Annotated in this window: 17 protein-coding genes, 4 tRNA genes and 1 other RNA gene; 7 read left to right on the top strand and 15 right to left on the bottom strand. The window is 70.9% G+C overall.

Annotated features, from left to right (window positions below; translation table 11 throughout):
• Window positions 1-27 precede the first annotated feature (27 nt).
• The 8 genes from HED23_RS00960 to purS all read right to left on the bottom strand — a co-directional run bounded on the left by HED23_RS00960 (window position 28) and on the right by purS (window position 7,783).
• A complete protein-coding gene (locus HED23_RS00960; RefSeq protein ID WP_203181563.1) occupies window positions 28-888 on the bottom strand; it encodes an META domain-containing protein in 861 nt (286 codons plus the stop codon).
• A 31-nt stretch (window positions 889-919) separates the two neighbouring features.
• On the bottom strand, window positions 920-1,720 hold the full coding sequence (locus HED23_RS00955) for a maleylpyruvate isomerase family mycothiol-dependent enzyme (protein ID WP_203181562.1): 801 nt from the start codon (window positions 1,718-1,720) through the stop codon (window positions 920-922).
• A gap of 52 nt (window positions 1,721-1,772) precedes the next feature.
• Window positions 1,773-3,077, bottom strand: a complete 1,305-nt coding sequence (locus HED23_RS00950; protein WP_238441799.1) for a hypothetical protein — start codon at window positions 3,075-3,077, stop codon at window positions 1,773-1,775.
• A gap of 45 nt (window positions 3,078-3,122) precedes the next feature.
• The gene (locus HED23_RS00945; RefSeq protein ID WP_203181561.1) at window positions 3,123-3,947 is read right to left on the bottom strand and encodes a M23 family metallopeptidase; all 825 of its coding nucleotides are present in this window, start codon (window positions 3,945-3,947) and stop codon (window positions 3,123-3,125) included.
• Between the two features lie 30 nt (window positions 3,948-3,977).
• Complete coding sequence (locus tag HED23_RS00940; RefSeq protein ID WP_203181560.1) at window positions 3,978-4,505, bottom strand: ArsR/SmtB family transcription factor; 528 nt, start codon at window positions 4,503-4,505, stop codon at window positions 3,978-3,980.
• 103 nt (window positions 4,506-4,608) lie between these two features.
• Complete coding sequence (gene purL, locus HED23_RS00935; protein WP_203181559.1) at window positions 4,609-6,858, bottom strand: phosphoribosylformylglycinamidine synthase subunit PurL; 2,250 nt, start codon at window positions 6,856-6,858, stop codon at window positions 4,609-4,611.
• On the bottom strand, window positions 6,855-7,535 hold the full coding sequence (purQ, locus tag HED23_RS00930; protein WP_203181558.1) for a phosphoribosylformylglycinamidine synthase subunit PurQ: 681 nt from the start codon (window positions 7,533-7,535) through the stop codon (window positions 6,855-6,857). The genes purL and purQ overlap by 4 nt, the downstream gene beginning before the upstream one ends.
• Complete coding sequence (gene purS / locus HED23_RS00925; protein WP_033296931.1) at window positions 7,532-7,783, bottom strand: phosphoribosylformylglycinamidine synthase subunit PurS; 252 nt, start codon at window positions 7,781-7,783, stop codon at window positions 7,532-7,534. Before purS ends, purQ begins: the two co-directional genes overlap by 4 nt.
• Window positions 7,784-8,168: 385 nt before the next feature.
• Here purS and HED23_RS00920 point away from each other — a divergent pair, with 385 nt between their 5' ends.
• The 6 genes from HED23_RS00920 to HED23_RS00895 all read left to right on the top strand — a co-directional run bounded on the left by HED23_RS00920 (window position 8,169) and on the right by HED23_RS00895 (window position 11,356).
• On the top strand, window positions 8,169-8,504 hold the full coding sequence (locus HED23_RS00920) for a histone-like nucleoid-structuring protein Lsr2 (RefSeq protein WP_203181557.1): 336 nt from the start codon (window positions 8,169-8,171) through the stop codon (window positions 8,502-8,504).
• Window positions 8,505-8,656: 152 nt separating this feature from the next.
• Window positions 8,657-8,728, top strand: a tRNA-Gly gene (locus HED23_RS00915).
• Window positions 8,729-8,807: 79 nt separating this feature from the next.
• Window positions 8,808-8,880 (top strand) — tRNA-Gly (locus tag HED23_RS00910).
• Between the two features lie 489 nt (window positions 8,881-9,369).
• Complete coding sequence (locus tag HED23_RS00905) at window positions 9,370-10,638, top strand: sensor histidine kinase (protein ID WP_420803011.1); 1,269 nt, start codon at window positions 9,370-9,372, stop codon at window positions 10,636-10,638.
• Window positions 10,635-11,258, top strand: a complete 624-nt coding sequence (locus tag HED23_RS00900; protein WP_203181555.1) for a response regulator transcription factor — start codon at window positions 10,635-10,637, stop codon at window positions 11,256-11,258. Before HED23_RS00905 ends, HED23_RS00900 begins: the two co-directional genes overlap by 4 nt.
• 22 nt (window positions 11,259-11,280) lie before the next feature.
• Window positions 11,281-11,356: transfer RNA gene (locus HED23_RS00895), tRNA-Gly, on the top strand.
• Window positions 11,357-11,397: 41 nt separating this feature from the next.
• Here the strand turns inward: HED23_RS00895 and HED23_RS00890 are convergent.
• From HED23_RS00890 to ffs, 6 genes are all read right to left on the bottom strand, one after another.
• The gene (locus tag HED23_RS00890; RefSeq protein WP_203181554.1) at window positions 11,398-12,324 is read right to left on the bottom strand and encodes a phosphoribosylaminoimidazolesuccinocarboxamide synthase; all 927 of its coding nucleotides are present in this window, start codon (window positions 12,322-12,324) and stop codon (window positions 11,398-11,400) included.
• A gap of 193 nt (window positions 12,325-12,517) precedes the next feature.
• The gene (locus tag HED23_RS00885; protein WP_203181553.1) at window positions 12,518-13,981 is read right to left on the bottom strand and encodes a N,N-dimethylformamidase beta subunit family domain-containing protein; all 1,464 of its coding nucleotides are present in this window, start codon (window positions 13,979-13,981) and stop codon (window positions 12,518-12,520) included.
• A 216-nt stretch (window positions 13,982-14,197) separates the two neighbouring features.
• Window positions 14,198-15,931, bottom strand: a complete 1,734-nt coding sequence (locus HED23_RS00880) for a hypothetical protein (protein ID WP_203181552.1) — start codon at window positions 15,929-15,931, stop codon at window positions 14,198-14,200.
• A 387-nt stretch (window positions 15,932-16,318) separates the two neighbouring features.
• Window positions 16,319-17,572, bottom strand: coding sequence for a phosphoribosylamine--glycine ligase (purD, locus tag HED23_RS00875; protein WP_203181551.1), 1,254 nt, complete (start codon window positions 17,570-17,572; stop codon window positions 16,319-16,321).
• A 223-nt stretch (window positions 17,573-17,795) separates the two neighbouring features.
• Window positions 17,796-20,036: a DNA polymerase III subunit gamma and tau gene (locus HED23_RS00870; RefSeq protein WP_203181550.1), complete on the bottom strand. Its 2,241-nt coding sequence runs from the start codon at window positions 20,034-20,036 to the stop codon at window positions 17,796-17,798.
• Between the two features lie 78 nt (window positions 20,037-20,114).
• Window positions 20,115-20,211, bottom strand: an RNA gene (ffs, locus tag HED23_RS00865) — signal recognition particle sRNA small type.
• A 132-nt stretch (window positions 20,212-20,343) separates the two neighbouring features.
• Between ffs and HED23_RS00860 the strand changes: the two genes are divergently transcribed.
• Window positions 20,344-20,431 (top strand) — tRNA-Ser (locus tag HED23_RS00860).
• Window positions 20,432-20,615: 184 nt separating this feature from the next.
• Here the strand turns inward: HED23_RS00860 and HED23_RS00855 are convergent.
• Complete coding sequence (locus HED23_RS00855) at window positions 20,616-23,897, bottom strand: hypothetical protein (RefSeq protein WP_203181549.1); 3,282 nt, start codon at window positions 23,895-23,897, stop codon at window positions 20,616-20,618.
• Window positions 23,898-24,018 lie beyond the last annotated feature (121 nt).

The raw sequence follows: 24,018 nt of genomic DNA, 5'->3' as shown, positions 1-24,018 counted from the left end.
CGTCCCGTGCGGACGAGCCCCGGCCGGTCAGCCCTCGGCCGCCGGGGCGGACGCCCCGAGCCCCTTTCCGCTCTCCGCCTCGATCGACAGCGAGCGGTGATCGATCCCGTACGTCGTCCTGCCCTCCAACACGCCCTGCAGCGCCCGCTCCAGCTCCATCTCGGGGCCCGGGCACATCTTCCGGGTGGAGGCGAGCGGACCGAAGGTGAGCGTGGAGCCGGAGACCGTCGCCTTGCCGTGGAACGAGTTGCAGCCGAGGTTCCCCTCCACCGTGCCGTCCTTGCCGAAGGTGAGGTGCGCCTTGCCCTCGGCACCGGCGGGCAGGGAGGTGGCGGCGCTGCCGGACACGAGTCCGGTGACCTTCCAGGCGGTGCCGGCGAGCGGGGCCGGGGGCTCGGAGCTGAGGGCGATCGAATCGCCCTGCGCCGTGGTCAGGGTCAGGGTCTTCTCGTCGCTCCGCCCCGACACGGCGGCCGTGAGCTCGCCGTGGAAGGCCTTGCCCATCGCGTTCTCGAACTGCTGGACGTCCTTCGCGCACGCCATCCCGGTGGTGGTGCCCCGCCCGACCGTGACCTTGTCACCGTCGAGGCTGACATCGGCCGTGAACCGGTTGCAGCCGAGATTGCCGGTGGCCTTCCCCTCGGAGTCGATCTCGACGTGCGCGCCGGCCGGGGCGGCGGTCTTCTTCCCGCCCACGGTCAGGGAGGAAACGTTCCAGTGGACACCGGTCATGGACGGTTCGGTCCGTACGGTGCCGCTGCCGTCCCCGGAGTCCCCGGAGTCCCCGGATTCCGCTCCGGAGCCCGACTCCGTACCGCAGGCGGCAAGGGTGAGGGTGGCCAGGACGGCCAGGACGCTGACAGCCATACGTTGTTTGCGCATGGCCATGGGACGGAACGACCGGCCGAGTCGGTTCCCTTCAGCCCAACAGAGGGAGCAGCGGGGCCAGGTCGGCCCGCTCACCACTGGCGCTGACCTGCGCGGATTCGAGCACCTCCGTCCACAGTGCGCGGCCTGTCGCCAGGCGGATCCAGGTGAGCGGGTCCGTCTCCACGACGTTGGGCGGCGTGCCCCGGGTGTGCTTGGGCCCGCCGATGCACTGGACCACGGCGAAAGGCGGGACGCGCACCTCGACGGAGCCGCCGGGCGCCTTGTCGGCGAGCGCGTCGGCGAGCAGCCGGGTGCAGGCGGCGAGCGCCTGACGGTCGTACGGGATGTCGAGGCCGGTCGCCCGGTGAAGATCGTCGGTGTGGACGACCAATTCGACGGTGCGGGTCACCAGGAAGTCGCCCAGCCTCATCGTCCCGGACCGGGTCGTCACCAGCCGGTCGCCGGCGTCGGCGGGCACCAGCTCCGTGAAGCGGGTCGCCGTCTCCTCGTACAGCGCTTCGAGACCGGGCCGGGCGGTGGCGGCAGCCCTGGCGTCGTCCGCGATGTCCGCGGCCCGAACCGCCGTGGAGAAGGGCCACTCCAGCAGGGTGAGCTGCGGCTTGGCACCGGGCGGCGCCGGCGACTCCAATTCACGGCTTACCCGCTCCAGCGCCATGGCCACATGCGCGGCGAGGTCCCGCACGGTCCACTCCGCCAGTCCGGACGGGCCCGCCAGCTGCTCCTCCGTGAGGGCGGACACCGCCTCGCGGACACGGTCGAACTGCGCCAGGACCGCGGTTCGGGTCCGGCTGGGGTCATAGGCGCGCGGGCGCTTCTTGGCCGGGGGCATACGGGCGAGACTAGCCGTGCCCTGTGACAACGTGCTCCCTCCGCGCGGACGCTCAACTCCCGGCGAAGTCCGAGGTCTCGGGAATGGTGAGCCCGGTGCAGCCCCGGCGCCCGGTGGCGTCCTCGACGTACGCCCGGAACAAGGGCTCCAGCTGGTCACGGAGTATGTCGCCGTACGGGTAGGACACCTGCATCAGGTGCACGGCGGGCCTGCCGCCGCAGACGGAGGACGCCCACCAGGTGCCGTCGGCCGATCCCGCGGTCCCGGGACGGACCGGGGTCCTGCTCGCCACGCCGGTCCGCAGTCCTCTCGTGCCGTCGCCCACCAAGGTGTCCGTCTGCAACCACAGCGGGGACAGGGTCAGCGCCTTGTCGAGATCCCTGGGGTGCGGCGTGCTCCTCTCGTACGCCGGCCAGATCCTCTCGGTGCCCTCCGGGCTCATCGCCAGCAGGCAGGAGTCGTGGGCACTCGCCTTCCCGGCAGGTGCGGCGAGCGCCCGGTCGGGAAGCTCCCCTCGTCCCTGGACGGCCGCGTGACGCCCGAACCAGGCGCAGGTGCCGCCCGCTTCGGCAGCGGGACCGAGTGCCGTCCTCGGCCGGGGAAACGCGGAGGGCACCTCGGGAAGCCGGGCCCGGCAGCCGTTCTCCGCCGCGGCCCGCTCCACAGCCTGGCGGGCCAGGCCGGAGAGCTGACGGCGGTCCTCGGACGTGAGAGGACGGTCATGCCAGGCCGCGACCTCGGCATCGACGGAGGAGATGCGGCCGCCGTCCTCACACACGGCCCTGGCCGTCACCGTGCCGGCGTCGTACTCACCCAGCGAGCCGTCGCCCAGCGGGTGCGGCAGCGAGTACTGCGCCACCGCCGTGGCGTCGTCCCTGTTCCCAGCGGCGAAGTAATCGAAGGGCTCGTGGTCCACCTTCACCAGGCGTTCGTCGGCGTTCGGGTTCGACGGGGACAGGGTGAGGCCGAGCGAGAAGTGCCCGTACGTCGTCCCCGGGTCACCCACCCGGTAGACCACGCAGCTGCTGTCGTCCCGCCCGGGGGTGATGCGGTGGCGGTCGGACATCTCCACCCGGTCGATGCCACCGTGCAGCGCCAGCACCCGGTCGGGATCGACGAGTCCACCGCACCCCGCCTCTATGCGCCCACGGCTCTCGGCACGGGCGCGGAGGTCGAGCACCTCCATGACGAGTGCCCACAGGCTGAGGCCGATCCCCGCCACGGCGAGCAGGACGAACGCGGTGTTCAGGACGGTTCGCAGTCGCCCTCGACCGGCCGGTCCGTCCGCGGCGCCGAGTGGCGCACCGGCCGGACCTTCAGCGGCTGAGAGTGGTGCACCGCGCGTGCCGTCATCCATCTTCGCCCCCGTACAGCGCCCGACTGTGTGGCGCCTCGCAAGCTATCAGCCGCTGCCGACAACCTCTCCCGCCACGAACGCCTCACCGTTGGCCGGTACGCCGACACCCCGCCAGGTGAAGGGGATCCCCCGCGCCACATCGAGGTCCGGGTGATCCATCAGCTGGAAGTGCACATGCGGCTCGGTGGAGTTGCCGGAGTTCCCGCAGCGGGCGATCAGCTGTCCGGCCCGGACGGTGTCCCCCGCCTTGACCTGGAGGGAGCCGCGCCGGACATGGGCGTACGCGGCGTACGTCCCGTCGCCGAGGTCGAGCACGACGTGGTTGCCGAAGATCCGGTGGGCGCCCGCCATGTCGCGCACGGAAGCCTCCACCAGCATCAGATACGCCAGCGCGGGGCCGGAGTTCCGGCTGAGGTGATCGCGCATGCCGTCGCTCGCGTGCACGACCGTGGCGTCCGCCACCGCGACGAACGGGGCGCCGAAGGCCGGGAAGTCGCTGTTGGGCCGGGCGACCGGCCACAGCGGGCGGAAGGGGGGACGGCTCCCCTCCTCGGGGTCGGCGACGATGTCGATCGCGTAGGACTGCCCGTAGCCGTGGGTGCCGTGGCTGGGGACCTTGCCGGCCGGGCTGTTGAGCGCCGTCCAGCGCCCGGTGACCGGCGGCTCCACCTCGACCGCAGGCCGGTCCTTCGCCAGGTCCGCGCGGCTGCGGCGGCCCACCAGGAGGCCGATGAGGATCGCGGCCGCAGCCGGCACGAAGACCAGCCCGAACGGAATCAGCGGCTCGGCGATGACGTCGACCAGCACCAGTACGACGAACGCGAGCCAGCAGCAGCGGTAGAGGATCATCGCGGCTTTCCGTACGGACATGTGGTCCCCCCAGGTCTCGGCGTGCGGGTCTCAGGGCCGGGCGGCCGTAAGGACCACCAGAAGCGGCACCACCCGGGGTCCGGGTACCTCGTAGCGCCCACGCCCCGTCGTGTGCAGCCAGCCCGCCACGGTCAGCAGGCGCAGGTGGTGGTAGATCTGACCGGTCGTTCCCGTCTCGTCGAGACCGGCCAGTTCGGCGGCCGTCCGCCGTCCCGCGAGGATCTCGCGGAGCAGCCGGAGCCTTATCGGATGGCCGAGCGCTGCCAGCGGTTCGGCGGCGTCCGCCCAGTCCGGTCGGTCCTCGTCCGTACCCAGGAGCCCCGCGGTGAGTGCGCCGTACTGCCACTCGAACCGTTCACCGGCCGGCAGCGTCACCGCACCCGTGAACAGCACTCCGCCGTCGGCTGCGGCCTCCCCGACCTGTCCGAGCTGGTCCTTCAGCCCGTCCAGCGCCCAGAAGTCCCCGACACCCAGCTCCGGCTTCGCGCTCTCCGCGGCAGCCGACTCCAGCACCGCGAGGCGGCGCTCCAGTTCGGCAACGCGCTCCTCGAGCCCCATGGCATCCACCTTACGTATTTACGTAAAATCAATCAACAGCGTCGTGAAATGCCGAAGCCCCCGTCCGGTCGACCCGGACGAGGGCTTCGGTACAGGCAGAAATTTAGGCGAACAGACCCTCCAGGGTCCCCTCGTGCGCCGTGCGCAGCTCGCTCAGCGGAATGCTGAACTCGCCCTGGATCTCGATCTCCTCGCCGTCCACGACACCGATCCGGGCCACGGGCAGACCCCGCGCACCGCACATGTCGTTGAAGCGGAGCTCCTCGCTGCGCGGAATCGAGACGACCGCGCGGCCCGCCGACTCCGAGAACAGGAAGGTGAAGGCGTCCAGCCCGTCCGGGACGACCAGCCGGGCACCCTTCCCGCCGCGCAGGCAGGACTCGGTGACCGCCTGGATCAGGCCGCCGTCGGAGAGGTCGTGCGCCGCGTCGATCATGCCGTCGCGGGAGGCGGAGATCAGGATCTCGCCGAGCAGCTTCTCGCGGCCCAGGTCCACCTTCGGCGGCATGCCGCCGAGGTGCTGGTGGATGACCTCGGACCAGGCCGAACCGCCGAACTCCTCGTGGGTGTCACCCAGGAGGTAGAGCAGCTGGCCCTCTTCGGCGAACGCGACCGGGGTGCGCCGGGTGACGTCGTCGATCACACCGAGGACGGCCACGACCGGCGTCGGGTGGATCGCCGTCTCACCGGTCTGGTTGTACAGCGAGACGTTGCCGCCCGTCACCGGGGTGCCCAGCTCCAGGCAGCCGTCCGCGAGACCACGGGTGGCCTCGGCGAACTGCCACATGACGTCCGGGTCCTCGGGCGAACCGAAGTTCAGGCAGTCCGAGATGGCGAGCGGCTTGGCGCCGGACGCCGCGACGTTGCGGTAGGACTCCGCCAGAGCGAGCTGCGCACCCGTGTAGGGGTCGAGCTTGGCGTAGCGGCCGTTGCCGTCGGTCGCCATGGCGACACCCAGGTTCGACTTCTCGTCGATCCGGACCATGCCGGCGTCCTCGGGCATCGCCAGCACGGTGTTGCCCTGCACGAAGCGGTCGTACTGGTCGGTGATCCAGGACTTGGAGGCCTGGTTCGGGGAGCCGACCAGCTTGAGGACCTGCTCACGCAGCTCCGCGCCGTTCGCCGGACGGGCCAGAACGCCGGCGTCGTCGGCCTGGAGCGCGTCCTGCCAGGAGGGACGGGCGAACGGGCGGTGGTACGTCGGACCCTCGTGGGCGACGGACCGCGGCGGTACGTCCACGATCTGCTCGCCGTGCCAGAAGATCTCCAGCTGAGAGCCCTCGGTCACCTCACCGATGACGGTGGCGATGACATCCCACTTCTCGCAGATCTCCATGAAACGGTCCACGTGCTGCGGCTCGACGATCGCGCACATGCGCTCCTGCGACTCGCTCATGAGGATTTCCTCGGGCGAGAGGGAGGAGTCGCGCAGCGGCACGGTGTCCAGCTCGACGCGCATACCGCCGGAGCCCGCGGAGGCCAGCTCGCTCGTGGCGCAGGAGAGCCCGGCGCCGCCGAGGTCCTGGATGCCCGCGACGAGCTTCTCCTTGAAGATCTCCAGGGTGCACTCGATGAGGAGCTTCTCCTGGAACGGGTCACCGACCTGCACGGCGGGGCGCTTCGTGGGCTTGGTGTCGTCGAAGGTCTCCGAGGCCAGCACGGAGACGCCGCCGATGCCGTCGCCACCGGTGCGGGCACCGTAGAGGATCACCTTGTTGCCGGGGCCGGAAGCCTGGGCCAGGTGGATGTCCTCGTGCTTCATCACGCCGATGCAGCCGGCGTTGACGAGCGGGTTGCCCTGGTAGCAGGCGTCGAAGACGACCTCGCCGCCGATGTTCGGCAGGCCGAGGCAGTTTCCGTAGCCGCCGATGCCCGCGACGATGCCCGGCAGGACGCGCCGGGTGTCGGGGTGGTCGGCCGCACCGAAGCGCAGCGGGTCGACGACCGCGATCGGGCGGGCACCCATGGCCAGGATGTCGCGGACGATGCCGCCGACGCCGGTGGCCGCGCCCTGGTAGGGCTCGATGTACGAGGGGTGGTTGTGCGACTCGACCTTGAAGGTGACCGCGTAGCCCTGGCCGACGTCGACCACACCGGCGTTCTCGCCGATGCCGACGAGCATCGCGTCGTTGGCGGGGACCTTCTCGCCGAACTGCTTGAGGTGGACCTTGCTGCTCTTGTAGGAGCAGTGCTCGGACCACATCACGGAGTACATGGCGAGCTCGGCACCGGTGGGACGGCGGCCCAGGATCTCGCGGATCCGGGCGTACTCGTCCTCCTTGAGGCCGAGCTCCTTCCAGGGCTGTCCGGCGTCCGGGGTTTCGGCCGCGTGCTTGACCGTGTCCAGGCTCATGCGTTGACCAGCTTCTTGATGATCGAGGTGAAGAAACCCAGGCCGTCGGTGCGACCGGTGCCGATCAGCGGCTCGACGGCGTGCTCCGGGTGCGGCATCAGACCGACGACGTTGCCCGTGGCGTTGGTGATGCCCGCGATGTCGCGCAGCGAGCCGTTCGGGTTGACGTCGGCGTAACGGAAGGCGACGCGGCCCTCGGCCTCCAGCTCGTCGAGCGTGCGCTCGTCGGCGGTGTACCTGCCGTCCACGTTCTTCAGCGGTACGGAGATCTCCTGGCCCGCCGTGTAGTCCGAGGTCCAGGCGGTCTCCGCGTTCTCCACCCGCAGCTTCTGGTCGCGGCAGATGAAGTGGAGGTGGTTGTTGCGCAGCATCGCGCCGGGCAGCAGATGCGCCTCGGTCAGGATCTGGAAACCGTTGCAGATACCGAGGACCGGCAGACCGGCCTTCGCCTGCTCGATGACCGTCTCCATCACCGGCGAGAAACGTGAGATGGCACCGGCGCGCAGATAGTCGCCGTAACTGAATCCGCCCGCGAGGATGACCGCGTCGACCTGGTGCAGGTCCTTGTCGCGGTGCCAGAGGGATACGGGCTCGGCACCCGCGATCCGTACGGCCCGCAGGCTGTCCTGGTCGTCGAGCGTGCCGGGAAAAGTGACGACGCCGATACGGGTGGTCACTTCTCCTCCTCCACCTTGACGGTGAAGTCCTCGATGACGGTGTTGGCGAGGAAGGTCTCGGCCATCTCGTTAATACGGGCGAGGGCGGCATCGTCGACCGGCCCCTCGACCTCGAGCTCGAAACGCTTTCCCTGACGAACGTCCGCGATTCCGTCGAAGCCGAGACGGGGCAGTGCGCGCTGCACAGCCTGTCCCTGCGGGTCGAGGATCTCCGGCTTGAGCATGACGTCGACTACGACGCGTGCCACTGGCACTCCCGGTGGTGTGGTGCGGCTGTGTCTCCGAGGGGTTCCCCAGATCCCCGCGGGTCCACTCAGCCTACCTGGCCAGAAATTCTACGCGGGTAGATATCATCCGACCCCGATCACGGCGAGATATCGGAGGCAACGGCACCCAGGAAAAATTCTGGGAAAAAATCTTCACCCGGATTGCACGCGAGGACGTGACGGCAACACGCGGATGCAATTGACCGGGCTTCACAATGCGGCTCCCGCCGCTGTACAAATGAATACCCGGGAAAGCACGATTGCCCCGGAACAGTCGACAGCAGTCGATCCGTATCCGCCCAGCCGCCGGAAGGCCGGCATCCGCGCATGTCAGGCGCGACGATGCCGTAGGAAAGGACCGATATCCGTGGCTCAGCGTGTAGTGGTTACGCTCTCCGACGACATCGACGGGGGAGAAGCGGCGGAAACGGTCACCTTCGCCCTGGACGGGAAGTCGTACGAGATCGACCTCAATCCCGCCAATGCAAAGAAACTGCGGAAGACACTGGCCCCGTACGTGGCGGCCGGCCGAAAGCAGACAAAACCCGGCAAGCACGGCAAGGCTCCGGTGTCGTACCACCACACGTCGCTCGCGCCGGACCCCGCGGCCGTGCGCGCCTGGGCCCGCTCGCACCGGATGGAGGTGCCGGCCCGCGGCCGGATCCCCAAGAAGGTCTACGAGGCGTTCAACGCGGCCAGTTGAACCGTGCGCCCGGAATGTTCGCTTCCGCTCCGGCGTCCGCCGAGCCCCGGAGCGACACCTCGGGGAGCCGACTTGCACAACACCCCTGCAGGTCGGCTAGAGTCTGGAGCACGCCGAAGGGCAAGGCCGAAAAGCCGGGTCCGACGCAGCGTGCGGGTGTAGTTCAGTAGTAGAACATCCCCCTTCCAGGGGGAAGGCGCAGTGTGCAATTCCTGTCACCCGCTCTGCACTGCCTTACCGGACCACTCAGTGGATCAGGTAGAGTAGTGAGCGCTCCACCGGTGAAAGCCGAGTGGCAGCAATGCGGACGTAGCTCAGTTGGTAGAGCGCAACCTTGCCAAGGTTGAGGTCGCCAGTTCGAACCTGGTCGTCCGCTCTTGATTCAAAGGCCCCGGTCGATATCGACCGGGGCCTTTGGCGTTTCCGATTGCCGACACATGACGTTCGTCATGAGCAGTGATGACAGCGCGCACTGCTCCCGGCCCTGGGCCTGCGGAAGTCTTGAATCATGACCGGTGACAGCTGTGCCCCGACCGAAACCGGGGCCCCGGGTGCGGTGATCAGAGGTCGCGAAGCGCCTGGGCCTTCCGCGGGAGCTTCGAGGCGGTGAGCGGGATCTCGTCCTCCGTGGCACGTGGTGAGCCCTTCACCCTGCTCGGCACCGAGGGCGCCGGAAGGACAACCCGGGTGGACGGCGTGGCGGCCCGGCCGGGTGGACGGTGCGGCGGGTGCGGTGCGTTCGGTGCGATCCGGGCGTTCAGGCCGGGAATGACGGCACTGGCCTATACGGGACTCGCGGTGTTTGCTGGTTCGGCGGTGGTCCGGACGGGATCCGTGTGGCTGAGCCCCGACGGGGCCGAGGGGGATGCGGGCTGTGTGGGTACGGACGCAGGTGCGGAGCTGGAAGGGCCGCAGCGGCTTCGACAAGATCGATCTCTATACGCGCGGCACCCTGCACTCCCTGGTGTGGATGACGATCGTGTCCCAGGTGCTGCTGTCGGTGACGCGGCCCGTGCGGGATTCCGGCGCTCCCGCCGCGCTGATCGCCGGGACGGTGCTGGCGGCGGTGGGGCAGGGCGTCTGCGGGAAACATCTGGTCGCCCGCGCACTGGACAGCTACCTGGGCGGGCCGGTCGCGGACCGGCGGCTGATCGCGCTCGGAGCAGTCCTGTTCCTCGCCGACGTGTCGGGGCTCCTGGTGCTCGGCGCGTACACCGGCGTCGAACGGTTCCCCGAGCTGGTGCTCGCCCTCGGCGCGGCGGTCGTGCCGTTCATGACCTCGCTGGTCCTCGTGGTGCCCGTGTGGACGGGCGCTCTGCTCCAGGTGTTCACCGCGGCCGGCGTGGGCGGCGGGGTCGCGCTGGCCGGCGGGCAGGGTTCGTTCGTACTCTCCACGCTCATCGGAGTGGTCTTCGGGAGCGCTCTGACCTCGGTCACCGTCCGGCTGTCCGCCTGGTCCCTGGACGTGATGTCGAAGCTCCGCGACGCCCAGGACATGGAGACCCGGCTGGCGGTCGTGGAGGAACGACTGCGCTTCGGGCGGGACATGCACGACGTCCTGGGCCGGAACCTGGCGGTGATCGCGCTGAAGAGCGAACTCGCGGTCGAGCTGGCCCAGCGCGGAAAGCCCACGGCGCTGGACCAGATGGTCGAGGTGCAGCGGATCGCACGTGCGTCCCAGCAGGAGGTCCGCGACGTCGTACGGGGATACCGGAAGGCCGACCTCGGCACGGAACTCCTGGGAGCCCAGGGAGTTTTGCGGGCCGCCGGAATCGAGTGTGCCGTCCATGGCGACGGCGGGAGGCTTCCCGCCCCGGTGCAGTCGGCCCTCGGGTGGGCCGTACGCGAGGCGGCCACCAACGTCCTGCGGCACGGCGACCCCCAGCGGTGTGACATCCGGCTGGAGACCGGGCGGGACGGGGTCCGGCTGGTGGTGGAGAACGACGGCGTGACAGCGGACAAGGGCGTCGTCTCCGGTGGTGGTTCAGGGCTCCCCGGGCTCCGGGAGCGGCTGGCCGCGGTCGGCGGGTCGCTGGAGGCGGGGCCGACCGGCGACGGCCTGTTCCACCTGACCGCGGCTGTCCCCCTGCCCTCGTCCCCTGACACCCCGCCCTCCCCGCTGGAGAAGAGATGACCCACGCTCCGGACGCCGTCCGAGTCCTGCTCGCCGACGACGAGCACCTGATCCGGGGCGCGCTGGCCGCGCTCCTCGCGCTGGAGGACGACATCGTCCTGGTGGCCGAGGCGGCGACCGGACCGGAGGCGCTCGCGATGGCCATGGCACACCGGCCCGATGTGGCCGTCCTGGACCTGGAGATGCCGGGGGCGGACGGTGTGAAGGTCGCCACATCACTGCGGTCCGGGCTGCCCGGCTGCCGCACCATGATCGTGACGAGTCACGGTAGGCCGGGGAATCTCAAACGGGCGCTGGAGGCAGGCGTCCGGGCCTTCGTGCCCAAGACGGTCAGCGCACGCAGGCTGGCCGAGATCATCCGTACCGTGCACGCGGGAAACCGCTATGTGGACCCGGAGTTGGCGGCCGACGCGATCTCGGCCGGGGACTCCCCCCTCACCGCCCGGGAGGCCGAGGTGCTCGAACTGGCGGCGGACGGGGCGCCGGTCGCGGAGATCGCGGAGCGGGCTTCGCTCTCGCAGGGCACGGTGCGCAACTACCTGTCGGCGGCCGTCTCCAAGATCGGAGCGGAGAACCGTCACGCGGCAGTGCGTCTCGCACGCGAGAGAGGTTGGGTATAGTAGGCAGCGCGCTGCGGCGCATGCGAACGTAGCTCAGCTGGTAGAGCGCAACCTTGCCAAGGTTGAGGTCGCGAGTTCGAACCTCGTCGTTCGCTCCACACAAGAAGGCCCCGGTCACCATGACCGGGGCCTTCTGCCGTCACATCCCCCGGGCCGGCCAGCTCAGGCCCGTCAGGAGCTCGTACGCGTCCAGGTACTTGGCCCGGGTGGCGTCGACGATCTCCTGCGGGAGCGCCGGGGGCGGCTGCTCGCTGTGGCGGTCCCAGCCGGAGGCCGGTGAGGTCAGCCAGTCGCGCACGAACTGCTTGTCGTACGACGGCTGCGCCTTCCCGGGCTCCCAGGACTCGGCCGGCCAGAAGCGCGAGGAGTCGGGTGTCAGCACCTCGTCCGCCAGGATCAGCTCCTCGCCGCCGTCCGCGGTGGGAGCGAAGCCGAACTCGAACTTCGTGTCGGCGAGGATGATCCCGCGCTCACGGGCGATGTCCCGGGCTCGGCCGTAGACGTCTAGCGTCGTACGGCGTAGCACGGCCGCCGTCTCGGGGCCGACCTCGCGGGCGACCTCCTCGTACGAGACGTTCTCGTCGTGATCGCCGACCGCGGCCTTCGTCGCCGGGGTGAAGATGGGCGCCGGGAGTTCGGAGCCGTCGACGAGACCCTCGGGCAGACCCAGCCCGCAGACCGTACGGTTCGCGTCGTACTCGGTCAGGCCGGAGCCCGTCAGATAGCCGCGCGCCACGCACTCCACCTGGACCATCCGCAGCGAGCGGCAGACCAGGGTCCGGCCCGCCCAGTCGGCGGGCGCCCCTGCGGGGAGCTCGGTCGACAGCACGTGGTTGGGGACGAGATCGGCGAGCTGGTCGAACCACCACAGCGACAGCTGGGTGAGCACACGGCCCTTGTCCGGGATCTCGGTGGGCAGGACCCAGTCGTACGCGGAGATACGGTCGCTGGCGACCATCACGAGGTCACCCGCCTCGTTCCGGTACAGGTCGCGCACCTTGCCGGTGTGCAGGTGGGTGAGCCCCGGCACCTGCACGGGCTCGGGCTTTTCTACGAAACCGGACACGCTGCCTCCGCGTAGGTTGATCCAGGAGTCGTTCCGATTGTCCCGCATGCGGAAGGCACACGGCGCCAGGGGTCGCCCCGTGGACAGGGCGGCACGGCGGCCGGGCCGCTGCCGGGGCCCGTCGCGTCGCCCGGTGCCGGATTCCGCTTGCCGGCCACTCGTGCGGATCCGGCCGGGTGCCGGATTCCGCTTCTCAGTCCCGCTTGCAGATCCGGTCGAGGAGATTGGCCGTGGCGCGCTGGACACGGGAGTCGGTGTGGCCGGGCCGGTCCAGGGCGGGGGACCAGGCGAAGGTGCCCGACGCGAAGACGAGCGCACCCGAAGGGGCCCGGTACAGCGAGGTCTCCTGGTGCCGGGTGGCGCCGTCGCCGTCCGCGTACGGAGAATGCGCGAGCAGCATGCGGCTCTCGTGCTCGGGCAGCGCCGTACGCGGGAAGTAGCGGTCGGCCTCGCCGGCGACCAGCCCGCCGATCTCGTCACCCTCGGCCGCGCCGGTGGCTTCCCAGAGCCAGTGGCCGGCGTTCCGTACGACCAGCGGGTGAGGATCGGGGACCCGGCCCGCGTACTGGATACCGAGCAGCTGCTGCTCGGGGCGGTCGATCTCGCGCCAGAGCGCGGACTTGCCCGGGCCGCGGCGCTTGCGGCAGGTGAGCAGGCGATCGGGGACGCCGGAGGGGGACGGGCCGAGGCCGACCTGCCAGTACATGGTGTTGGCCGACAGGAAGACGAGCGAGGTGCCGGTGTCCCGGGCGAGTTCGGTGGTGCGGCGCATCGGCGACGACCAGTACTCGTCGTGGCCGGGGAAGACCAGACCCCGGTAGCGGCTCGGGTCGACCCGGCCGGCGTGCAGGTCGCGGGCGTCGGCGTACGCGAGGTCGTAGCCGTAGCGCTCGGCCCAGCGGATGAAGTCGTAGGCGTGGCCGACGTGGAGGGGCAGGCCCGCTCCCGCGTAAGGACGGTCGAAGGAGATGGTGACGGCGGCGTCCTCCTCGCCAAGCAGCCGGCCCTGCTCGTCCCAGGCGTGGTAGAGACTCGCGCCCGTACGGCCGTCCTCCGGATAGAGGTTGTAGGCCTGCCACGTGACGTCGGGAAGCAGGAGGAGCAGGTCCGCCGGATGGTCGTCGCGGACCGTGAAGGGGACGTGCGAGCGGTGGCCGTCGGCCGTGGTGAGCACGGCGACGTAGGCACCGACCGTCCAGTAGCTGGGGATCTGCAGCCGCCAGGACAGCCACCAGTGATGGCAGGAGACCGTCCGCTCGGCGGCCAGCGGTGCCGGCTGGACGATGCCGGAGAGGCGCGGGCTGGTGGTGATCTTGGCCGCGCCGTCGCCCGCGTAGTGCCCGATGCGGTAGACGTCGACGTAGAACTGCTGGGGCGGGTCCACGGTGATGTGGAAGTCGATCGCTTCGCCCGGTGCCGCGGCCCCGGGGGAGACGAACCCCTTGATCTGCTGATGCACGTCGTCAGCCGTACGCGTGCCGCCGCCGGCCCCACCGCGGCCGAGGTCGGGGTCGGCGTACCAGGGGACCACCTGGCCGGTGTCGTCGAAGTAGTTCTCGCTGCCGCGCAGCCAGGGCAGCGGGCCCTGCCCGAAGGGGTCGCTCACTGCGTGCGCGAGGGCACCCGATTCCCATCGCCGGATCTGCTCCGCCCCCATCCCGCGCCCCTCCCTCGTCCCCCGACATGTCTGTCGCGCCGAATGCCGACACAACCCCAGCACATCACATTACGCACGCACTCCGTCACCGTTCGTCGCGAATTGATGGGCACGAAGCACGATCTTCCGCGTATTGAGCCGACATACAGGATATTTCGCCATCCAAGTGGACGGACGACCGTGCAACTCGGGTCGCCGGCGACCCAGGCGCACCTCTCAGCCCAGGCGTACGGGTTTGTCGGTGCGCACTCCCACCTCGGTGAGCCAGGAGCGCAGCGGCTCCGCGTCCCCGTCCTCGACGAGGCTGAGCACGGGTGCGCCGAGGTCCGATCTGCGTCCGCCGTCGACCAGCAGCGCGGGGCCGTCGAGCCAGTCGAGCCCGGGTGCGGCCCCCGCCGTGTCGACGGCGGCGCAGCAGACCATCGCCACGACGTGGTCGGCGAGCAGCTCCGTGCCCGTACGTGGCGGCTGGAGGGGGAAGAGCGGGAGCGGCACGGGCCCCCAGAGGTCGAGTGGGTCGGTGCCCGCACCGGCCGGCGCACCGGACGCCGGGGCGCCGCTACCGCCGGTCCGGGGCCGCGGAGTCGCCTTCTCCTCGTCGTGGGCCAGGGCGGCGCCGATCCCGGCCGCGAGCGTCTCGCTGTCGGCGCCCGGCGTTGCGAGGTGGTCGATCACGCGGGCCAGCGTGGGCACCGCGGGGCCGTCCGCGGCCGACGGCTCCGGCATGCCCACGGAGACGCTGGTGGCCACTCCCATGGCGTCGAGCACCCGGTGCAGGCGTGCGGCCTCCGTACGCCACTTCCGGTCCACGACCTCTTCCGGATACTGCTGCCAGTCGACCGGGGACCAGCCTGGTCCGGTCTCCGCCGGGCCTCCGTGGAAGAGCCGCGCGGCAAGCAGCGAGGCCGCCTCGTCGGCTGCCCCGGGCTCCTCGATCAGGTCGCAGGCGGGGCGCTCCCCCAGCCGCGAGGTGAAGCCCTCGGCCAGCCGGTCACGCCTGGAGAGCTCCGTGAGCGCGGAGACGACACCGGCGTCGAGCCGGGAAGGCCAGCGCCCCATCCGCCAGGCGGGCAGCGCGACCCTCGTCAGCAGGCGGTCCCATCCGGCGTAGGCCAGGCCGACCTGCTCCTGGGCGGCGATCCGCAGCCCGTAGTCCACGTCCTGGGCGCGCCCCGACGCGGCGGCGGCGACGCCGCGCTCCATCTCGGCCGCATGACCGCGGCAGCCGCGCAGCAGCGCCCTGGCGATCCAGCCCACGAAGGCTGCGGGAATCCCGCGTACGAACCCCTTGGCGGGCACAGCGGCGTCGGCGACCGCGGCGTCCAGGCCCCGGACGAATCGGCGGGCGGCGGCTATGTCGGGGTGCGCGGCCGGCCCGGTGCCCGCGACCACCGGGGCGAGCACCGCCCGCAGCTCGGCGACCCTCATCCACCACAGGAAGGGGGAGCCGATCACCAGCACGGGCGCCGCCTGTACCCGGCGGCCCCGCCGGGGACCGGTCAGCCCCTTGAGGTCCTTCGCCCTCGGCTGGGCGGCGGGGTGCGTGCGGTCCTCGAGCCAGCTGTCGCAGTCCGGGGTCAGCGCTATGGCCGACGGCGCCGGGACGTCGAGCCGGTCGGCCAGGTCGTGGACCAGCCGGTAGAGGTCGGGAGCCGAGGTCTCGGTGAGTGGCACGGTCGGGCTGACGGCGGGCCTCGCCCGCGCCACCGCGGCGGCGACCGCCGCGGCGAGCAGCAGGATCACGACGGCGCAGCCCGTCACCGCCCAGCTGACCGTGGACCACACACCCGGACCGATGCGTCCTTGGGCGACGGCGACGAGCAGCACGACGGCCGCGCCCGCAGGCAGGATCGCCAGGGCCGTGGCCCTGCTGCGGATCCGCAGCAGGGCCACGGCTCCGGACCGCGCTGCGTGCGCACCCAGCTCCTCAACCGAACCGGTACCGGACACGACTGGACGTCACCCCCTCTGCCCCCGCGACGGTGTTGGTCACTCCCCCACTGTGGCACCCGTCACCGACATCGCAATGCCGGTGGGCCAAGTGCCCGAATGCCTGCGCCGCACCCTAGTTGGGGCCTCGGCGGGCGTCATCCGGATGGGCGAGTCGTCACCCGATGGAATGGCTTTGGGCAAAGCTGCTGACGTACCGGCGCCCAGTCGTTCGGCAGTACCGGGGCCCAGTCGTTCGGCGGCACCGGCGCCTCCCCCGGACGCGCGGACCCGGGCTTCGCAGCGAGGCCCGGAAGAGCCTCACCTGCCTGTACGCGACCACGGAGGCGCGGGACACGGCTGTGCCCGGCGCCTCCGTGGAGGGCCGGGCACAGGGCGGAAGGTGTCTCAGGCCTCTTCGGCGGCCTTGCGGGCGATGTCCGTACGGTGCTGGGACCCGTCGAGCCGGATACGGCCGACCGCCGTGTAGGCGCGCTCCCGGGCCTGTGTGAGGTCCTTGCCGGTCGCCGTGACGGAGAGCACGCGCCCACCGGCGCTGACGACCGCGTCGCCGTCCTGCCGCGTCCCGGCGTGCAGGACGAACGCGTGCGGTGCATCCTGCGCCACCACATCCGCGAGGCCCTCGATCGGGTCTCCGGTACGGGGCGTGCCCGGGTAGTTGTGCGAGGCGATGACCACGGTGACGGCCGCGTCGTCACGCCAGTTCAGCTCGGGCACGACGTCCAGGGTGCCGTTGGCCGAACCGAGCAGGATGCCGGCGAGCGGCGTCTTCAGCCGGGCGAGGACCACCTGCGTCTCCGGGTCACCGAAGCGGGCGTTGAACTCGATGACCCGTACGCCACGCGAGGTGATCGCGAGGCCCGCGTACAGCAGCCCGGAGAACGGGGTGCCGCGACGGCGGAGCTCGTCGACGGTCGGCTGCAGAACGGTCTGCATGACCTCGTCCACGAGCTTCGGGTCGGCCCACGGGAGCGGGGAGTAGGCGCCCATGCCACCCGTGTTCGGGCCCTCGTCGCCGTCGAGGGCGCGCTTGAAGTCCTGGGCGGGCTGGAGGGGGAGCACCGTGGTGCCGTCGGTGATCGCGAAGAGGCTCACCTCGGGGCCGTCGAGGAACTCCTCGATGACCACGCGGTCGCATGCCAGGGCGTGGGCACGCGCGGCCTCGATGTCGTCCGTGACGACGACGCCCTTGCCGGCCGCGAGACCGTCGTCCTTCACGACGTACGGAGCGCCGAAGGCGTCCAGGGCCTCGTCGATCTCCGCAGGCGTCGTGCAGACGTAGCTCCGGGCTGTCGGGACGTTGGCACCGGCCATGACGTCCTTGGCGAACGCCTTGGAGCCCTCCAGCTGGGCCGCCTCGCGCGAGGGGCCGAAGCAGGGGATGCCGGCGGCGCGCACGGCGTCGGCGACACCGGCGACAAGCGGTGCCTCCGGGCCGACGACCACCAGCTCGGCGCCCAGCTCGTTGGCGAGGCGCGCGACGGCTTCACCGTCGAGTGCGTCGACCGGGTGCAGTTCGGCCACCTCTGCGATTCCGGCGTTGCCGGGCGCGCAGTACAGAGCGGTGACATCGGGGTCGAGGGAGAGAGAGCGGCACAGGGCGTGTTCGCGGGCGCCGCCGCCGATGACGAGGACCTTCACGGGGTGCAGCCTAGCCGCCGGGGGCTGGAGGCCTCGACGGCCGCCGCTCCGTGGACAGCCGATGGACGGCGCGGGGCGGGCCTGGCGGGCGGTGCGGGGCCGGCGGCCGGGCGGCCGGGACGGCGAGACCGGGCCGGGACGGTCGGCGGGCGGCTCGGGCCTCCGGGGGCAGCTCCACACCGCGCCGGCCCGGGGCACCTCACCGGTCCGGCCGGGGAGTCCGCTACTCGTTGGTGAATTCCTCGACGACCGTGGCGCCCAGTTCGCGGACGATCAGGTCGTGTCCTGAGAGCGCGGAGTCCACCAGGTCCGGATCGTCCGCCTCGGCGGTGTCGTCCTCGGGCGCGACCGGTCTCGGCGGCTCGGGCGCCCCGTGGTCGTACGAGGACTGCTCCGGCCGCCCGGACTGCTGCGCCGGGGGCTGCTGGGCGGGCGGCGGAGCCTGAGGCGCCGGGGCGGCGGGCCGGGGCTCGTACGACTGGGCCGGGGGCGCGGGCGGGGGCTGGTACGGGGCGGCCGGAGGCCTGCCGCCACCGCCGGTCTGCGGGGGCTGGCCGCCACCGCCCGACGGGTCCACGACCGATTCGACCCGCCACTTGGCGTTGAACTGCTCGGCGAGGGCCTGCTTGAGCACCTCTTCGCTGCCGCTGCTGGAGAAGGTGTCACGGGCACCGGCGTTGAGGAAGCCGATCTGCAGGGTACTGCCGTCGAAACCGGTGACCTGGGCGTTCTGGCTGAGCAGGATCCAGGTGAAACGGCGGCGGTTCTTCACGGCCTCGAGGATGTCCGGCCACATGTTCCGCACCTGGGCGGCTCCCTGGGCCATGCCCTGACCGCCAGGCGCGGGCGCCTGCGCGACGGGGGCAGGAGGCGGGGTGTGCGGGGTCTGCGCCGGAGCGGGCGCCTGGGCCTGCGGCACGCCGCCGCCGGGAGCGGAGGCCGTCGGCCAGCCACCGGGACGCCGAGCCGCTTCCGCACCGCCCGCACCGCTGCCGGCTCCGGCAGCCGCGGGCCAGGCGCCGGGGCGCTGACCGGCGGGCGCCGGGTCCGCCGGCTGCTGGGCAGGCGGCGCTTCCTGCGGTGCTGCGGGCGGGTGCTGGACGACCGGTGGGGCCGCGGCCTCAGCGACCGCGGGCGCGGCCCTCGGAACGTCGGCGGGAGCACCGCCCGGGGCCTCGCCCCGGGCCGCCGCACGGGCCGCAGCGGGACCTCCGCCGCCTCCGGCGGGCATCCCGACACCGGCCCCATGGGCCTCCGGCCCCGGTACGTACCCCACGGCGGGGCCGGGACCGGCCGCCGCGAAGGAGGCGCCGCGCTCCAGCCGGTCCAGCCGGGCCTGGAGCGAACGCTCGTCGTCGAAGGCTCCCGGCAGCAGCACCCGGGCGCAGATCAGCTCCACCTGGAGCCGGGGCGACGTCGCCCCGCGCATCTCGGTCAGCCCCTCGTTGACCAGGTCGGCGGCGCGGCTCAGCTCCGCGGCGCCGAAGACGGACGCCTGAGCCTGCATCCGCTCGACCACATCGGCGGGCGCGTCGATGAGTCCCTTGTCCCCGGCGTCCGGAACGGCGGCCAGAATCACCAGGTCACGCAGGCGCTCCAGCAGGTCGGCCACGAAGCGCCGGGGGTCGTTACCGCCCTCGATCACCTGGTCCACGACCTCGAACGCAGCCGCCCCGTCGCCCGCGGCGAAAGCGTCCACGATCGAGTCCAGCAGTGAGCCGTCCGTATAACCGAGGAGCGAGGTCGCCATGGCGTATGTCACACCGTCGTCGGCGGCGGAGGCCAGCAGCTGGTCCATGACGGACATCGAGTCACGCACGGACCCGGCACCGGCGCGCACCACGAGCGGCAGCACACCGTCCTCCACCGAGCTGTTCTCCTTGTCGCACACCTCGGCGAGGTAACCGCGCAGCGTCCCGGGCGGAACCAGCCGGAAGGGGTAGTGGTGCGTACGCGACCTGATCGTGCCGATGACCTTCTCGGGCTCGGTGGTCGCGAAGATGAACTTGAGATGCTCCGGCGGCTCCTCGACCACCTTCAGCAGGGCGTTGAACCCGGCCGGGGTGACCATGTGGGCCTCGTCGATGATGTAGATCTTGTACCGACTCGACGCGGGTCCGAAGAACGCCTTTTCCCGCAGGTCACGGGCATCGTCCACGCCACCGTGAGATGCGGCGTCGATCTCGATGACATCGATCGAGCCCGGCCCGTTGCGCGCGAGGTCACGGCAGGACTGGCACTCCCCGCAGGGGGTCGGCGTGGGGCCCTGCTCGCAGTTCAGACAGCGGGCGAGGATGCGCGCACTGGTCGTCTTTCCACAGCCGCGCGGCCCGCTGAACAGATACGCGTGATTGACCCGGTTGTTCCGCAGGGCCTGCTGCAACGGGTCAGTGACATGCTCCTGACCGATGACCTCGGCGAAGGACTCGGGGCGATAGCGGCGGTACAGCGCAAGGGACGACACACATACGAGGTTATCGGGGCGGACCGACAACCGGCCCCGCCCCGGACCGGGCGCCCGGCGGACACCACACCCCGGACACGCAAGGGCCCCCCACGCACCCGCCAGAGCCAACCTACCCTTGCTGCCTTCCGGCCCTGGGGGAGTTCAGTCAGATAGCGCCACGTGAGGGGCTGACGCCCACCTTAGCCGATCCCCGCCCCCTGTCGTCCACCCGCTCCCCGCCCTCACCCCTCCCGGAGGGCGGCCCGGAACGATCTCCCGGCAACGTGTTCGCGAGCACCCTCCAACGTCTTGTATTGTTTGCCGCGGAGGATTCGCCTAGTGGCCTAGGGCGCACGCTTGGAAAGCGTGTTGGGGGCAACCCCTCACGAGTTCGAATCTCGTATCCTCCGCCATTGCTCTCACCGGGCAATACGTCGAAGGGCCCCACCGCTTGCGGTGGGGCCCTTCGGCGTTCCTTCCTGCGCCTCTCGTGGGCTACATGCGCAACCGTCAGACCTACCCAGTCGGGTCCCCGCCCGACGCCGACGTCGACGCCGACGCCGACGCGGGCAGGATCCGATCACAGCCAGGAGGAGATCAGTCCGCAGGGACAGCCGCGGTCACGGTGTACCCCTCGGGCAGATAGCCAGGGGAGCGGGTGCCGGCCGAGTAACCGGTGCGGTCGAGTACCACGTCGTACTTCCCCGGTGTGAGCCCGTGGGTGCTCAGCAGCACCGTCAGGGATGTGCCGTCGTCGCTGACAGAGACAGGGCGCGCGCTGTAGCCGCTGACCACGGATCCGTCCCGGGCCAGGTCCACCTCGGTGCCGAGGTTCAGGAAGGTGCCGTGGACCACGACCTGGTTCTCTGTCTCGGCCGGCCCGGAGGCGGGCGTCAACGAGGTGAGGTCCGCGGCCTTGGGCGGTGACGCGCACCGGCTGCTGCAGACACCCTGCATGGCGTACTCGACGGGCGTCGTGGACGCGGAGGGGCTGAGGACGAAGACCACCTGGGCTGCCGAGGCGCTGCCGCTGACCGAGCAGGAGAACTTGAAATCTCCGGCGTTGGTGTTGCCGCACTGGTAGGCGTAGTCGATGGCGGAGCCGTTCCAGTTCGCACCGCTGAACATGTTCACCACCGGTGTGGCAGTGGTCGATCCGTTGTCCGTCCCGTACACGTGGAAGGACTGCCCCGGCCTGACCTGCATCACCCCGCAGTAGGCCGTCGAGGTCTCCGTGAGGGTCCCACTACGCAGTGGAAAACCCTCGGGCGAAAGGGAGTTGGACGTGCACTGCGATGCCCAGCCGGACTCGTCGCCCATCCGCCAACTGTCCACGCGTGCGTTGATCGGCGTACCCGAGTAGCCCGAGGCCAGGACGACGACCACGTACGACGTCGAGCCGGTGACACGGCACGCGACGCCGTGCTGCCGGCACACGATCGCGCCGGACGCATCGACCACCAGGAGTTCCGCGCCGCTGCCCGCCGAAGCGGCGGGGGTTCGCACGGAGAACCACAGCTTGTCCGCTGCCTCCGCACCGATGCGCAGGCAGCGGGAGTCCAGAGCGGAATCGAAGGTCCACCCTGTGGACGGGCCGCCCACAGTCAGCGATGCGGGAGCAGCGCACTTCGCCGTGGACGACACGTCGCGGCGCACGAGGTCGTAGGTGTCCGCAACGCCGGTTCCGACCAGGACGGCCGTGTAGCTCACACCAGCCGTGAACTTGCACGTGGTGGCGGTGGAGCCAGAGGTGGCGCACACCTGACTGCCGGCCGCGTCGTAGACCCGCAGCGAGGCGTTGAGCCGATTGGTGCTGTTGGTGAAGTCGAACATCTCCGCAGTGGCATGGCCGCTCGCGGGGAGAGCCAAGCAGGCGGTCTGCCGAGCCTCTGTCAGTTGCACCCGGGCGCCGTGGGAGCCACCGAACGCGGACTGCGGCCACGCGGCGCAGCCGGTGGTGTCACCGGTGCGCTGGACGGTCAGCCGGTAGGTGCCGGTGGCCGGCGCCGTCAGCACCAGGTGGAAGGGTGCGGTGCCGGTCAGCTTGCAGACACTGAAGGCGTACTCGTTCCGGCACTGCTGAACGCCCTTGCTGTCATAGACCGTCGTCTCCGCGTCCACGCCGCTGTCGGACGGCGTCGACGCGAGGTAGAGGCCGTTGCCGGACGCGGTGGGCAGCAGCAGACAGTCGCGTTGGCCCAAGTTGGTCAGATCCACCACGTGCGGGCCGGTCTCGAAGCCGGTGTCGGACGCGGGCGCGCACCCCTGAGTCTGCGCGGGGGAGATGAAGACCGGGGTGAACGGGGTGTCCTCGAGGTGACTCGGCCTGAAGACCAGGGCGTACGTGCCGGCTGCCGGGAACGAGCAAGTGGAGGAGCCACTCGCACAGAACCGAGTGCCGTCCTGTCGGTACACCTGCGTCCCGCCTACGTCGTAGGTGCCTGCCCCGGGCACCTGAAGCAGCCAGCAGGGGTTGGGAGAGGCGGTCGGCGCACTGCCGTAGACCTGCGGAACCAGTGTCGTGCAGCCTGCGGGCTGCGACAGCCGGCCGATGCGCGTGGTGTACGTGCCGGTGAAGTCGTACGCGCTGTGGGTGATCGCCCGGTAGGGGCCGCTACCGATCAGCACGCAGCCGTCCTGGCCAGGGCCGTCACCGGTGTCGCGTGAGCAGCTCTCGGTGCCTGACGGGCCGACGATCGTGGTGGTGATGTCCCCGTGGACGTCGGTGCTCGTGGTGAGGTCGATACGGTCGCCGGCCGTCCCGACGAACGGCCGGCAGTCCGTCTGGACGGCTGAGCTCAGCGTTCCGTGCAGCAGCGGCAGGTCGTAGGCCGTCCCCACGGTCGCGGCGCAGCCACTGCTGCCGGTCAAGGGAACGAGGGCCACCGAGTAGTCGGCCGGGTCGAAGTCCGAAGAGTTCTCCAGCAGAAGGGTGTAGGTGCCGGCCCCGGGCAGGGTGTCGCACGTCGCGTCGTCGGCGGCGGCGCAGACCTGCTCCCCCTGCGCGTCGTAGAGCGTCCAGGACGTGTTGCCGCTGGTCGAGTTCCCGCCCTTGAGCGAGACCCTCGTGGGCCCGTCGGGAAGCGTCACGGTGCGGCACTGCACGCCATCGACCGGTACCGACCCAGAAGCCACTGCCTCACCCGGGTCGCCGAAGGGCGCCGCCGCGAGGGTCGTACAGCCTGCCGGACGTGACACCCGGTACATGGTCACGTTGTACGAGGCGGCCTGCGCGTAGGTGTCCCGCAGGACCATCCGGTACGGGCCGGTGCCCGACAGCCTGCAGGTGTCGCCGTACTGCCCGACGACGCAGACCGCGGTGCTTGTCGAGTCGTAGAAGGTGGCCTGCAACTCGTAGGACAGGCCACCCATCCGCAGCAGGTCGCCGCTGTCGGCGGCGCCGCCGTCGACGGCGTAGCAGGACGAGGCGCCACCCGCGGCAATCGAACCGGACAGCGGCGCGGCGCCGAAGGCCAGGTCAGCCTCGGTGACACCGGTACACGGTGAGGAGTTCAGTGAGGAGACGGCCAGGGTGTAGCCGCCGGTGCCGTAGGAGTCGGTGACGACGAGGGTGTACGCACCCGCCGCGTCCGTCCTGCAACTCGCGGGGCCCGCCCATCCCATGATCGAGCAGTCGAGAACAGCCCCGTTCGGGCCGGTGAGCTGTCCGGTGACGGAGACTTCCTCGGACTGGGTGAGTTGAATCGTCAGGAGGTCGTGGTCGACGGATGTGGTGAGGGTGTAGGTGTCGCTGCCGTCATCCGTGATCGACTCGCAGGCGTGCACCGTGTCGAACGTCAGCGGGCCACCACAGTCGGAGGCGTCAGTGTTGGCGGGGAGTGCCAGGTCGGCCGCTCGTACCGCAGCTTCGGCCCGCAACGCCTTCGTCCGTGCGGAGGACTTGGCAGCCGGTTTCTCCGCGCCTTGCGGGCCTGCCTTGCCAGGGGCGGACTTGCTCGGTGCGGATTTGCCAGGGGCGGACTTGCTCGGTGCGGCCAAT

This window comes from Streptomyces pratensis (assembly GCF_016804005.1).
Classification (GTDB): domain Bacteria; phylum Actinomycetota; class Actinomycetes; order Streptomycetales; family Streptomycetaceae; genus Streptomyces; species Streptomyces pratensis_A.
The sequence above is the reverse complement of the archived record's forward strand: the minus strand, read 5'-3'. Positions and strand labels throughout refer to the sequence as shown.